The sequence below is a fragment of the Halomonas sp. DP5Y7-2 genome (assembly GCF_019802025.1).
GTDB classification, from domain to species: Bacteria; Pseudomonadota; Gammaproteobacteria; order Pseudomonadales; family Halomonadaceae; genus Halomonas; species Halomonas litopenaei_A.
In genome coordinates this window covers 49,947-63,006 of record NZ_JAHVHY010000009.1, presented here as the reverse complement: position 1 = coordinate 63,006, position 13,060 = coordinate 49,947, and the positions used below count along the sequence as shown (strand labels likewise).

Here is a 13,060-nt window from a genome sequence, read left to right as displayed (position 1 = left end):
AGCCAAGACGGGCTGCCTGGCTTAGGGAAACACTGCATACATGCCTGCGCGGACGAATCGCTGCGTTGCGCGCTGCTCGAACGCCTCGCCTTTACCGAATAGGCGGTGGGTTCTGCACTACGGGCGTCTGACGCTTCTTCCGCTCGGCTGACGTATTCTGCGCTTCCTTGGATGCGCCCAGCTCAGAACGGAATTTCGTCGTCGAAGTCGTCGAAGTTGCCCGGGTCCGGAGCACCAAAGCCGCCTTTCTGGCCGCCTTGGTTCGGCGCCTGCTGCGGCGGACGGTTCTGCTGACCACCGCCCTGCTGACCGCCGCCAAAGTTACCGCCCTGCTGGGGCTGGCCACCGCCAAAGTTGCCGCCCTGCTGGGGCTGACCGCCACCGAAGTTGCCGCCCTGCTGGGGCTGGCCACCGCCGAAGTTGCCGCCCTGCTGGGGCTGGCCACCGCCGAAGTTGCCGCCCTGCTGGCCGCCGAAGTTGCCGCCCTGCTGGCCGCCGAAGCCGCCGCCCTGGCCGCCTTCACCCCGACCGTCCAGCATCTGCATGTCGCTGGCAACGATTTCGGTGGAATAGCGATCCTGGCCATTCTGGTCCTGCCACTTGCGCGTCTGCAGGCGCCCTTCAATGTACAGCTTGGAGCCTTTCTTCAGGTACTGCTGCGAGATTTCGGCCAGCTTGTTGAACATCACGACCCGATGCCACTCGGTACGCTCCTGGCGCTGGCCGCTCTGGCGGTCCATCCAGGTATCGGTAGTCGCGAGATTGAGATTGGCCACGGCGGTACCCGAGGGGGTGAAGCGTACCTCCGGGTCCTGACCGAGGTTGCCGATGAGGATGACCTTGTTGACGCCACGGGCCATGGTTGACTCCTTGATACAAATAATGATGCCGAGACATGCAGGGTACGACCCTCACGCCTCGAAGAGGTTCTTTCGACACCGAATACCGGGTCGGCGTCACGTAAGACAGGTGTGGCTACTATACGCGAGATCACAACAGTTGGCCGCTACATCGAGCGCCCCGGCATGACCTGACCCCGCCAGGCGTTGATCGCGTGCGTCTATCCCGCGGGCACTGGCGCCCCCCATGCCTCTCACCGCCATCTGCCTGGTCAGGGCGTCGACTGGCGCGACGTGCGGGTCAGCCGTTCCAGCGCCTCGGTATCGAGCCGTGTGCGGTCGACCTTCAAGTAAGCCAGCCGTTCTTCCGGCACCACCAATACGTCCTCGACCCCGGCGACGGCGGCGAAGCGTGCCATCAGACTGTCGAGCGTATCGCGTTCGACGTCTTCGGCCAGGGCCACGACCTCGCTGGACAGGTGACGCGGTGCACGCATGCCGAGCATCAGCAGGAACCAGCCAAGCCCCAACAGAGCCGCTCCGAGAAATACCGCCGACAACCCGAACTGCTGGGCCAGAAAGCCCCCCAATACACCGCCGAGGAAAGCGCCCAGGAACTGGCTGGTGGAATAGACACCCATGGCCGTGCCCTTGGCACCGGCAGGCGCCAGCTTGCTGATCATCGACGGCAGCGTCGCCTCAAGCAGGTTGAAGGCCGTAAAGAAGGCCAACAGCCAGGCGCACAGCGCCGCCAGGCCGGTGCCCGCCAGGCCGAGGCCTAACAGGCTGAGCGTGATGGTGGCGATAGCGCCGAGGCACATCAGCTTCATCTTGCGTTTCTTCTCGGCCACGATGACCAGCGGCACCATGGCCACAAAGGACAGCCCCATCACCAGCAGATAGACCAGCCCATGATGTGCTTCGACGATCCCGGCATCCACCAGGCGAAACGGCACCGCGGTGAAGATGGCCATCAGGATCAGGTGCAGGCTGAAGATCGAGGCGTCCATGCGCCACAGGTCGAGGCGGCCAAGAATGCTGGCCAGCTGACCACGGTCCAGGCCCACGTCTCGGTGACCGCGACGCCGCGGCGCCGGAGGCACCAGCTTCCACAGCACGACCAACCCCAGCAACGCCAGCAGGGCGGTGAAGTAGAACACTCCCGCCAGACCAAACCGGCTGGCCACCAGCGGCCCCAGCACCATCGCCACGCCGAAGGCCACCCCGATCGACAGCCCGATGGTCGCCATGGCCGCCGTGCGCACCTGTTCCCGAGTCTGGTCGGCCAGCAATGCCATGATGGCCGCCGCCACCGCACCGCTGCCCTGCAGGCTGCGGCCCACGATCATCATGGCGATGGAGTCTGCCTGAGCAGCAATCACGCTGCCGATGGCAAACAGCCCCAGGCCAGCGGCGATGACCGGCTTGCGGCCAAGGCGATCCGACAGCAGTCCAAACGGGATCTGCAGCACGGCCTGGGTCAGCCCGTAGACGCCGAGCGCCAGTCCCACCAGCAGCGGCGTGGCGCCAGCCAGGTGATCAGCATTCAGGGCAAGCACAGGCAAGACCATGAAGAGTCCCAGCATGCGCGTGGCGTAGAGCCCCGCCAGACCGACGATGGCACGCCGTTCGGAGGCTAACAGAAGTCGGGCCTTGGACATGAAAAAGATACCGGCGTTGAAGACGGGGCCAGGCCCCGGAGATGGACCGCACATTCTAGCGCCTGCGGGCGGTGCAGAAAATGCCGCGCTCAAGGTCATTTCATAGGCGACTTTTCGACCGCGACTTTGCCGGTGGGGAGGCGGGCCACGTATAATCGGCCTTTTGCCGCGTCCTCGAGGTGGGAATGGACAAGATTCTGGTCAGGGGTGCCCGCACCCACAACCTCAAGCAGATCGACGTCGAACTACCCCGTGACAAGCTGATCGTGGTCACCGGACTGTCCGGTTCCGGCAAGTCGTCGCTGGCCTTCGACACCTTGTACGCCGAAGGCCAGCGACGCTACGTGGAGTCGCTGTCCACCTATGCGCGTCAGTTTCTGTCGATGATGGAAAAGCCTGACGTTGACCACATCGAGGGGCTGTCTCCAGCGATTTCCATCGAGCAGAAATCCACCTCGCACAACCCCCGCTCGACCGTCGGTACGATCACCGAGATCTATGACTACCTGCGCCTGCTGTTCGCACGGGCTGGCACCCCCCGCTGCCCGGAGCATGGGGAGGATCTGGAAGCGCAGACCATTTCGCAGATGGTCGATCAGGTCATGGCGCTGCCGGAGGGCAGCAAGCTGATGCTGCTGGCTCCGGTCATCAGCGGACGCAAGGGTGAGCACCTGCAGCTGCTGGCCGAGCTGCGCTCACAAGGTTTCGTGCGCGCCATGATCGACGGCCAGGTGGTGGAACTCGATGACGTGCGCCCGCTGGAGAAGAACCGCAAGCACGACATCAGCGTGGTCGTTGACCGCATCAAGGTGCGCGAGGGCCTGGAGCAGCGCCTGGCCGAGTCCTTCGAGACCGCCCTTGGCCTGGCCGACGGCACTGCCATGATTCATTTCATGGACGGTGAGCAGGAGGATATGGCCTTCTCGTCGCGCTTTGCCTGCCCGGTGTGTGGCTACTCCATCGCCGAGCTCGAGCCGCGGATGTTTTCCTTTAACAACCCGGCCGGCGCCTGCCCCACCTGCGATGGACTCGGGGTCCAGCAGTTCTTCGATCCCGACAAGCTGATCAGCCACCCGGAACTGTCGCTGGCCGAGGGCGTGATCAAGGGCTGGGACCGGCGCAGCGTCTACTACTTCAACCAGTTGAAGGCGGTCGCTGACCACTATCGCTTCACGCTGGAAACTCCCTGGCAGGACCTGGCCCGCCACGAGCGGGAAGTGATCCTCAACGGCAGCGGCAAGGACGACATTGCCTTCACCTACGTCAATGATCGTGGCAAGAAGGTCACCAGGGAGCACCCTTTCGAAGGGGTGCTGCCCAATATGCAGCGACGCTATCGGGAAACCGAATCCAGCATGGTGCGCGAAGACCTCGCCCGCTATATCGCCGTGCAGCCCTGCCGTACCTGCGAGGGCTCACGCCTGCGCAAGGAAGCGCGTCACGTGTTCGTCGATGGCACCACGCTACCCCAGGTCGTGCGCTTGCCGATCGGCGATGCCCAGCGCTACTTCAGCGAGCTGAGCCTGCCCGGACGCAAGGGCGAGATCGCCGAAAAAATCCTGGCAGAGATCTCAGCGCGACTTGAGTTTCTGGTCAACGTCGGCCTGGATTATCTCAATCTCGAGCGCAGCGCAGAGACCCTGTCCGGCGGCGAGGCTCAGCGCATTCGCCTGGCCAGCCAGATTGGCGCGGGTCTGGTGGGCGTCATGTATATCCTCGATGAGCCCTCCATCGGCCTGCACCAGCGCGATAACGATCGCCTGCTGAAAACCCTGGAGCGTCTGCGCGACCTGGGCAACACGGTGATCGTGGTCGAACACGACGAGGACGCCATCCGCGCCGCCGACCATGTGCTCGACATTGGCCCCGGCGCCGGCGTCCACGGCGGCGAAATCGTCGCCGAGGGCACCCCGGAAGAGGTCATGGCCAATGAGGCCTCACTGACCGGCCAGTACCTGTCCGGCACCCGCGCCATCGAGGTTCCCCCCTGGCGCATTCCCGGTAACCCGGAAAAGACGCTCAAGCTGACCGGCGCGACCGGCAACAACCTGCAGGACGTCACCCTGGAGCTTCCGCTGGGGCTTTTCGTGTGCATTACCGGGGTCTCTGGCTCGGGCAAGTCGACGCTGATCAACTCGACGTTGATGCCGATCGCCGCCCGCGAGCTGAACAAGGCCACGACCCTGACGCCGTCGCCCTACAAGAGCATTGAGGGACTCGATCAGCTCGACAAGATCATCGACATTGACCAGAGCCCGATCGGTCGCACGCCGCGCTCCAACCCGGCGACCTACACCGGCATCTTCACCCCCATCCGCGAGCTGTTCGCGGGCACCCAGGAAGCCCGTTCACGGGGCTACAAGCCAGGGCGCTTCTCGTTTAACGTCAAGGGGGGCCGCTGTGAGGCCTGCCAGGGCGAGGGCATGATCAAGGTCGAGATGCACTTCCTGCCGGATATCTATGTGCCCTGCGATGTCTGCAAGGGCAAGCGCTACAACCGCGAGACCCTGGATATCCACTACAAGGGCAAGACCATCGATGAAGTGCTGGAGATGACGGTGGAGGAAGCCCTGGAATTCTTCAGCCCGGTGCCCGCCATCGCACGCCGTCTGCAGACCCTGGTCGACGTCGGCCTGACCTACATTCGCCTGGGTCAGAGCGCCACCACCCTGTCCGGCGGCGAGGCCCAGCGGGTCAAGCTGGCCCGGGAGCTGGCCAAGCGGGATACCGGCAAGACCCTGTATATTCTCGATGAGCCTACGACGGGCCTGCACTTCGAGGATATCCGCCAGCTGCTGACGGTGCTCCACCGCTTGCGCGATCACGGCAATACCGTAGTCGTCATCGAGCACAACCTGGACGTGATCAAGACCGCCGACTGGCTGATCGATCTGGGGCCTGAAGGTGGCTCCGGCGGAGGCCGGATCATCGCTGAAGGCACGCCTGAGCAGCTTGCAACCATGGAGATCTCCCACACCGGGCGTTTCCTAAAGCCACTGCTCGAACGTGCGCCCTCCACCTCTCGCAAGGATGACAAGGCCACAGCAACGGCCTGAAGGCTCGCCCAGGAGCCCGCTGCTCACCTGGTGAGCAGCGGATGCTAGACCCAAGGGGAAGGCCATGGCCTTCCCCTTGTCGTAGGTGAAGAGAAGTGAGGCGCAGGGTGTCGCTGGAAAGGAGCCAGGCCGTTGCTACATATTGCCCTCATGCAGGACACCCTTGAGCGTCAACGCGCGGCGCGCGGTTTCTTCAAGCACGCATGACGCGGCAACCACATTGCGAATGGTGCCGCCCTGGTAGCGGGCGTAGGCATAGCCACACTCGGCGTCGCGAAAGGCGATCCAGGCGCGCTGCACATCCCTGAGCGCTTTCGCGCGAGAGATACCGAGTTCCGGCCACTCCTGATCCTGCTCGCGCATACTATCCCGCAACTCCAGGTACTGCGCGTTCAACAGATCGTCCCAGACCTCGGTCTCGGCCTGAAGGCAAGCGACAATCCCCAGGGTCGTGCTACCGCCGTCGCTCTCCTGGCAAAGGTTTGCAGCCTCTGCGATGCAGTTGCCAGCCCCCTCCTGCCCCATCTGCACAAAGCACTCACGCACGCTGGCAGCGTCGACCGAGAGGGATGACGCGCCATGCCCTTGCTGTGCACTTGCCGACAGCGGTATCAGACCACAGGCCACGCCCAACAGACCGATCAGGGACCAGACTCGCCCCGCCACGAACCCATGCCAACCTTCAGAAAAAAGATGTCGTGCCATCTATTCGTCGCTTCTTTGTACCCTGGACACTGACATCATAGGCAAGGCGCCTCGGTCCTGGTAAGAGCACCGGCGCTGAAGCGCCGGTCATTACCGTTCGCGGAGCATCTAGCCACCTGCCAGCAACAGCGAAATACTCGGCACATAAGTGATCGCCAGCAGCAGCGCAATCATCGCTACGAAGTAGGGAACGATCGCCGCAGACACTTCCATGATCTTCACCCCACCCACCGACGACGCCACGAACAGGTTGACGCCCAGCGGTGGCGTGCAGAAGCCGATAGCCAGATTGACGGTCATGATCACCCCGAAATGGATGGGGTCGACCCCGGCGGCGGCAGCCACAGGCAGCAACAACGGCGTCAAGATGATGATCGCCGCGATGGTTTCCATGAACATGCCGACGATCAGCAGAAGCAGGTTGACCATCAACAGCAGTACCAGCGGATCGGTGGAGAAGTTGGTGATGGCCGCCGCCAGGTCGTTGGGCACCTGGGCGATGGTCAAAAGCTGACCGAAACCACCCGCTACCACTACCAGGATCAGGATCTGACCGCTGGTCGAGGCACTGCGCGCGAACACCTTGGGCAACTCCGATAGACGGATATCGCCATAGACGAAGACTCTGACGACGATCGAGTAGATCACCGCCACCCCACCAGCCTCAGTGGGAGTGAAGATTCCCCCATAGATGCCACCAAGGATGATGACGGGCACCAGCAGCGCCCAGATCGACTCACGAAAGGAGGTTGCCACCGCACGCCCCGAGAAGTGCTTGCGCTCCCCCAGTAGCTTGCGCTGGTGCCTTAGCATCAGGCGCGCGGTCAGCATGTAGGCCCCCCCGAACAGCACGCCAGGCACAATGCCCGCCATGAACAGCTTGCCGATGGAGACCTCGGCGGAGACGCCATAGATGATGAAGGGGATCGAGGGCGGGATCATCACTCCCACCATGCCCCCGGCGGCGGTCAGCGCCGAAGAGAAGCGCCGCGGGTAGCCGACCTTTTCCATCTCCGGAATCATATTGGAGCCGATCGCCGCCACTGTGGCCGGCGACGAGCCGGAAATCGCGGCGAAGAAACAGCAGGCCAGTACGTTGACGTAGGCCAGGCCACATCTGACATGTCCCACCAACGAATGAGCGAAGCCGACAATCCGCCGCGACATACCCCCCATCTGCATCAGGTCGCCCGCCAGCACAAACAGCGGCACTGCAATCAGCGGAAAGGAGTCTGCCGCGGTCACCAGCGAGCGTGCCAACAACACCACCGGCGGCGCCCCGTCGACCAGTAGCATCACCAGCAGGGTGGCCAGGCCCATGGCCATGGCGACCGGCATGCTGATGGCGATGAAGGCAAACAACATGCCGATCAAGGAAAGGGCAATCATGACGCACCTCCTTCAAGACTGGACTGCGGCGCGCGCCAGGAGGCCCAGCAGTGCTGCAGGATGCGAAACGCGGACAACAGGGCGCCGGCGGGCGCTGACGCGTAGTACAGCGGTACCGGCATCTGCAGTACCACCGACACCTGATGCCGCACCATGGGATTGAGCATCAACTCGATGCAGTGGACGCTGATCGTGACCAGAAAGGCCACCACCGCCAGCCGGACCCCCAGGGTCAACTGCCGCTGGGCAGCTTGGGGCAGTCGTTCTTTCAGGAAGGTGATCTCGATATGCCGGTCCTGGCGGAAGACATAGCTCACGGCCATCCAGATGAACCAGATAAATAGCCAGCCCACCAGTTCTTCTCCCCAGGACAGGGAGGCATTCAGCACATAACGCGCCAGCACATTCGCACACACGAGCGCGACGATCAGCGCCAGCAGTACCACTGACAGACATTCTTCCAGTCGTTCATTGAGCCAACGAATCATCGGCGTGTCCTCAGGTGGCCGGCTTTAGCCGCTGGCCGGGAGACAGCCGCCAAGGCGGTGTCCCCGGCGCGATAGGCGTGCCGGTCTTGTGCTTGGTTACTGTGCTGCGGCGCTGTCGATGGCGGCCATCCAGCCATCGAAGACCTCGCCACTGATACGCTCGCGATATTGGGCGTTGACGCCTTCGGCGATGGTAGCGAAGGCTTGGTACTGCTCTTCGGACAGTTCAGATACCTCGACGCCTTGTTCGACGATGCGCGCCAGGTGGTCGGCGTCTTCGGCGGCCACCAGCTGTCGATCGTAGGCGATGGCCTGGTCCATGGACTGCTGGATCAGCTGCTGCTGGTCTTCAGGCAGCGACTCGAAGAAGGCCTTGGAGATGACCGGCGTATAGACGGTAAAGATATGCCCTGACAGGGTCAGGTAGTGCTGAACCTCATGAAAACGCTGGGTGTCGATCAGTGAGAGCGGGTTTTCCTGACCGTCGATGACCCCTTGCTGCAACGCAGAGTAGACCTCGCCAAAGTTCATCGGCGTCGGGTTGGCCCCCAGCGCCTTGAAGGTGTCGACGTGGGCCGGCACCTTCATGGTGCGCAGCTTTACGCCGTCCAGGTCATCCGGCGACTCGATGGGACGCACGTTGTTGGTGATGTGGCGCATGCCGCTCTCGACCCAGCCAAGCCCCTTCAATCCAAGCGAGTCCAGTCGTGCCAGCAGGGCATCCCCCTGTGGACCGTCGAGCACCGTCAGAGCCGTGTCCTTGTCCGGATAGATGTAGGCCAGCTCAACGACCCCGAAGGCCGGGTCCCAGTTGGTGAAGAAGGACGACGGCGAGACGGCCATCTCCAGGATGCCCGTCTGTACGCCCTCGATCATGGCGCGATCTGGCCCCATCTGGGACGACGGGAATATCTGCACGTCGATCTCGCCATCGGAGCCTTCCTCCACCAGGCGCTCGAACTCCACCATCGCACGCGACATATGGAAGTTTTCGTTGGCACCGTGTCCCAGCTTGATGACGGTGGCGGCCTGCGCCGGAGCCGCGGCGACCAGTATTCCGAGTAAAAGCCACTTGATTGTCATATCGAACACTCGCTGTTGTTGTTGAGAAATTGGGCTGTTGAAGAATTGAACTGTCGAGGGGTTGGAACGCTGAGGGAGTATCCATCCCGCCAACTGGTATTCCAGATTTCGATTGAAAGATTGGTGGATGCCGAAAGACTCTGTCAAGACAGTGCCAGCCCTTCCTCCCAGACGGCCCATCACGCGGGCACCAGGACGCACCACGGACAGCGCGTGACAACGTCGGCAAGCAACGGCCAAAAAACCATAATAACCTATTGTTTTATATAAAATATAAGTCTTCTCAAATGGAGATAGCGCGTTCACAACAGGGTCTAGGCGCCAGTGTTTTCGCTCCTCTTTCAGGGCCTCGAAACGCGACCAATGTCTAACAGAAGGGCCGATCATGGACCTTTGACAGTTCTCTTCCAGCTTGTATATTTCACTCAATCTGGTGCCTGGTACACCAGTTAGATCATAAGAAGACATCGAACAACCACATGACAACGAACAACCACACGACATCGAACAACCACACGACATCGAACAACCACACGACATCGAACAGCCACATGACAACGAACAACTACATGACAACAAGCAACTACGAGGAAGTGCCATGTCCACCAGACCGAAGGTGATCATCACCGATCACGACTTCGCCGATGTCGAACTGGAACGGGAAATTCTCGAGCAGGCGGGCGCGGAGGTGGTGGCGTTGCAGGCCAAGTCGGAACAGGACCTGCTGGAACACGCCCACGACTGCGCCGCAATGATCAACCAGTACGCCTATATCGGCGCCACCACCATCGCCGCCATGCAGCACTGTCAGGTGATCGCCCGCTACGGCGTCGGCACCGACATCGTCGACGTCGCGGCGGCCACCGCCAAGGGCATCCAGGTCACCAACGTGCGCGACTACTGCACCGAAGAGGTCGCCGATCACGCCATCAGCCTGTGGCTGGCCCTGGCCCGCGGGCTGTTCGCCTACGACCGGGCCACCCATCGCGGTGAGTGGCGCTGGCAAAGCGCGGCCCCGCTGTATCGTCTGCGTGGCCAGACCGTCGGCATCGTCTCCTTTGGTGCCATCGGCCAGGCCATCGCCCAGCGCGCCAAGGCCTTCGGTGCCCAAGTGATCATTCACGACCCCTATATCGACGACGCCACTATCGCCACCCATCAGGTAGCGGCGGTGGACAAGGACACCCTGGTCGCCGAAGCCGATGTGGTCATGATGCAGGTCCCAAAGACGGCAGAGACCTATCACTTCCTGGGAGAGCGGGAGTTTCGTCTGATGAAACCGAATGCGTTGGTGGTGTGTACCGGTCGCGGTCCTACCATCGACAACCGTGCCCTCTATCAAGCGCTGCACGAGGGCCGCATTGCCGGCGCCGGCCTGGACGATCCTGAGGAAGAACCGGCCAAGCGCAAGCACTGGTCCCCCGCCGACAACCCCTTGTTCTCTCTACCCAACGTCATCGTGACGCCCCACGCCGCCTACTACTCCGAGGAGTCCCTGCGCGCGGCTCGCACCATCGCCGCCCAGGAAGTCGCCCGAGTGCTGTCCGGCCAGGCGCCCCTCAATCCGGTCAACACGCCGTCTCACTGACCCCACCCCAAGGAGCCAGCACATGCTTAAGCAACTCAACGATTTCAAGCGCGACCCGGCACTGCTCGAGAAATTCGACAAGGTGCTGTCCTACTACTCCGCCACGGCGGTGTTTGCCGACTCCCAGTACCGCACCGGGGTGATGGATAGCGCCATCAAGCCCGCCTTCCGTGCCAAGGTGTGTGGCCAGGCGATCACGGTGCAGCTGTCCAAGGGCGACCTGGTCGACCCACTCAAGGCGCTGGAGATGGGCCAGCCCGGCGACATCATCGTCGTCGATGCCGGAGGTGATCCCAATACGTCTGTATGCGGCGGCCTGATGGGGGCGCTGGCCAAGAATCGTGGTATCCGCGCCATGGTGGTGGACGGCGCAGGTCGCGATACCGATGAGCTCGAGGACATCCACTGGCCAATCTGGACCCGAGCCATCACTCCGCGCGGTACCCACACCATGTTCTCCGAGCGCAAGGAGGAACTGTCGATCAATGTGCCTATCGCCTGTGGCGGGGTACCAGTCAATCCCGGCGACTTTATCGTTGCCGATGTGATGGGCGTGACCGTCATCCCCCTGGCCAGAGCTGCCGAGGTGGTGGAACTGGCACTCGAACAGGCCGAACGCGAGGAAGCCACCCGCGCATGGGTTCAGCAGGGCAAGACGGTCGAGGACCTGCTGGCCGAGTTCGGGAGGATCTAGGATGCCGTCTCCCGTGATGATCGGCATCGACTGGGGGACCTCTTCGTTTCGGGCAAGCCTCGTCGATCGCCACGGCGAGGCCCTCGAAAGCCGCGAGAGTCCCCACGGGATTCTTGCGGTTCCCGACAGGGACTTTGCCGGTTTTCTCCGCCATACCATCGATGACTGGCTGGCCGCCCATCCCGGCATGCCAATACTGGCCTCGGGCATGATCACCAGCCGCAATGGCTGGATCGAGACGCCCTACCAGCCGCTTCCATTGGGCATCAAGGAGCTGGCCCACGCGCTGGTCAGTGCAGACGCCCCCGGCCTCGGCCAGGTGCACTTCGTCACCGGCGCGGTACAGTCGCCCGAGGGCGAGCGTCCGGACGTGATCCGCGGCGCGGAAACCGAGATATTCGGCTATCTGGCCACCCAGGGGGTCAGCGATGGCACCTTCCTGCTACCCGGCACCCATAACAAGTGGCTGACCGTCGAGCAGGGCAGGATCACTCGGTTTGTCACCTGCATGACCGGCGAGCTCTACGCGCTGCTGCGTGAGCACTCGCTGCTCGGTCGTACCATGCGCCAGGGTGAGTTCTGCCCCGAGGCCTTTGTCCGCGGAGTACAGACCGCCCGCCGCCATCCCGGAGAGCTGCTGGCGACCCTGTTCACCACACGCTCTCTGCACCTGTTCGATCAGCTGTCCCCGGAGCACAGCGCCGACTATCTCTCGGGCCTGCTGATCGGCGAGGAATGCCTTGGCCAGATGCGCCAGGGGCCGCCGCCGGAGCAGGTCACCATCATCGGTCGCCCTGACCTGGCCGAACGCTACCGCATCGCCACTGAGCTTCTGTCACTACCCTCTACCCTGGCCACACCCGGCCTGTCACGCCACGGGCAACTGGCCATCGCACGCGCCGCGGAGCTGATCTCATGCTGAACTGGCAACAGGCCTTCGCTGCCTGCCCCCTTGTCGCCATCCTGCGCGGTATCACACCGGACGAAGTGATTCCTGTCGCTGATGCACTGCTCCATGCAGGCTTCCGACTGATCGAAGTGCCGCTCAATTCTCCCGACCCGCTGACCAGTCTTCAGCGACTGGCGGCCCATGTGGGCGAGGAGGCCCTGGTGGGGGCGGGCACTGTCATCACCCCCGAACGCGTGGCCGAGGTCGAACAGGTCGGTGGTCGCCTGATCATCGCGCCCAACCTGGATACCCGAATCGCCCGGGAAGCCTCGACGCGGGGCCTGGTCTATGGCCCAGGTGTGGGCACCGTCAGCGAGGCCTTCGCGGCCATCGAGGCCGGCGCCGCCTTTCTCAAGCTGTTCCCCGCCGAGGCGATCTCGCCGGCGGCGGTCAAGGCCATGCGCGCGGTACTGCCCGAGACAACGCCTCTATTACCGGTCGGTGGCATCACACCAGCCAGCATGGCGGACTACCTTGATGCAGGTGTGAGCGGTTTCGGCCTGGGTGGCGCGCTCTATCAACCTGGCTCGACTCCCGGCGAGGTCGCCAGGCGAGCCCGGGCATTTATTCAGGCGCACGCCGACTGGGCGTCGACCGCCAACCCGTAG

At 63.0% G+C, this 13,060-nt stretch carries 11 protein-coding genes; 5 read left to right on the top strand and 6 right to left on the bottom strand.

Features of this window, described 5'->3' with window-relative positions; translation table 11 throughout:
* Nucleotides 1–182: 182 nt before the first annotated feature.
* The gene (locus KUW18_RS17270; RefSeq protein WP_222561981.1) at nucleotides 183–860 is read right to left on the bottom strand and encodes a single-stranded DNA-binding protein; all 678 of its coding nucleotides are present in this window, start codon (nucleotides 858–860) and stop codon (nucleotides 183–185) included.
* Between the two features lie 251 nt (nucleotides 861–1,111).
* Nucleotides 1,112–2,500 (bottom strand): MFS transporter, encoded by a 1,389-nt coding sequence (locus KUW18_RS17265; protein ID WP_206944178.1) that lies wholly within the window; start codon nucleotides 2,498–2,500, stop codon nucleotides 1,112–1,114.
* Nucleotides 2,501–2,685: 185 nt separating this feature from the next.
* Between KUW18_RS17265 and uvrA the strand changes: the two genes are divergently transcribed.
* Entirely contained in the window at nucleotides 2,686–5,556 is a 2,871-nt protein-coding gene (uvrA, locus tag KUW18_RS17260) for an excinuclease ABC subunit UvrA (protein WP_222561980.1), read from the top strand.
* 135 nt (nucleotides 5,557–5,691) lie between these two features.
* On the opposite strand, the gene KUW18_RS17255 is transcribed toward uvrA, so the two are convergent.
* The 4 genes from KUW18_RS17255 to KUW18_RS17240 form a co-directional block, all read right to left on the bottom strand.
* Entirely contained in the window at nucleotides 5,692–6,261 is a 570-nt protein-coding gene (locus tag KUW18_RS17255) for a lysozyme inhibitor LprI family protein (protein ID WP_222561979.1), read from the bottom strand.
* Between the two features lie 108 nt (nucleotides 6,262–6,369).
* Nucleotides 6,370–7,650, bottom strand: a complete 1,281-nt coding sequence (locus KUW18_RS17250) for a TRAP transporter large permease (protein WP_222561978.1) — start codon at nucleotides 7,648–7,650, stop codon at nucleotides 6,370–6,372.
* On the bottom strand, nucleotides 7,647–8,138 hold the full coding sequence (locus KUW18_RS17245; RefSeq protein WP_222483862.1) for a TRAP transporter small permease: 492 nt from the start codon (nucleotides 8,136–8,138) through the stop codon (nucleotides 7,647–7,649). Before KUW18_RS17245 ends, KUW18_RS17250 begins: the two co-directional genes overlap by 4 nt.
* 96 nt (nucleotides 8,139–8,234) lie before the next feature.
* Nucleotides 8,235–9,221 (bottom strand): TRAP transporter substrate-binding protein, encoded by a 987-nt coding sequence (locus KUW18_RS17240; protein ID WP_222483864.1) that lies wholly within the window; start codon nucleotides 9,219–9,221, stop codon nucleotides 8,235–8,237.
* Nucleotides 9,222–9,819: 598 nt separating this feature from the next.
* Between KUW18_RS17240 and KUW18_RS17235 the strand changes: the two genes are divergently transcribed.
* Genes KUW18_RS17235 through KUW18_RS17220 form a run of 4 tightly spaced genes read left to right on the top strand, consistent with a single transcriptional unit; the run spans nucleotide 9,820 to nucleotide 13,060 of the window.
* A complete protein-coding gene (locus KUW18_RS17235; protein WP_222483866.1) occupies nucleotides 9,820–10,809 on the top strand; it encodes a C-terminal binding protein in 990 nt (329 codons plus the stop codon).
* 22 nt (nucleotides 10,810–10,831) lie between these two features.
* A complete protein-coding gene (locus KUW18_RS17230; protein WP_222561977.1) occupies nucleotides 10,832–11,503 on the top strand; it encodes an RraA family protein in 672 nt (223 codons plus the stop codon).
* Between the two features lies 1 nt (nucleotide 11,504).
* Nucleotides 11,505–12,425: a 2-dehydro-3-deoxygalactonokinase gene (locus KUW18_RS17225; protein WP_222561976.1), complete on the top strand. Its 921-nt coding sequence runs from the start codon at nucleotides 11,505–11,507 to the stop codon at nucleotides 12,423–12,425.
* Nucleotides 12,419–13,060, top strand: coding sequence for a 2-dehydro-3-deoxy-6-phosphogalactonate aldolase (locus tag KUW18_RS17220; RefSeq protein WP_222561975.1), 642 nt, complete (start codon nucleotides 12,419–12,421; stop codon nucleotides 13,058–13,060). The genes KUW18_RS17225 and KUW18_RS17220 overlap by 7 nt, the downstream gene beginning before the upstream one ends.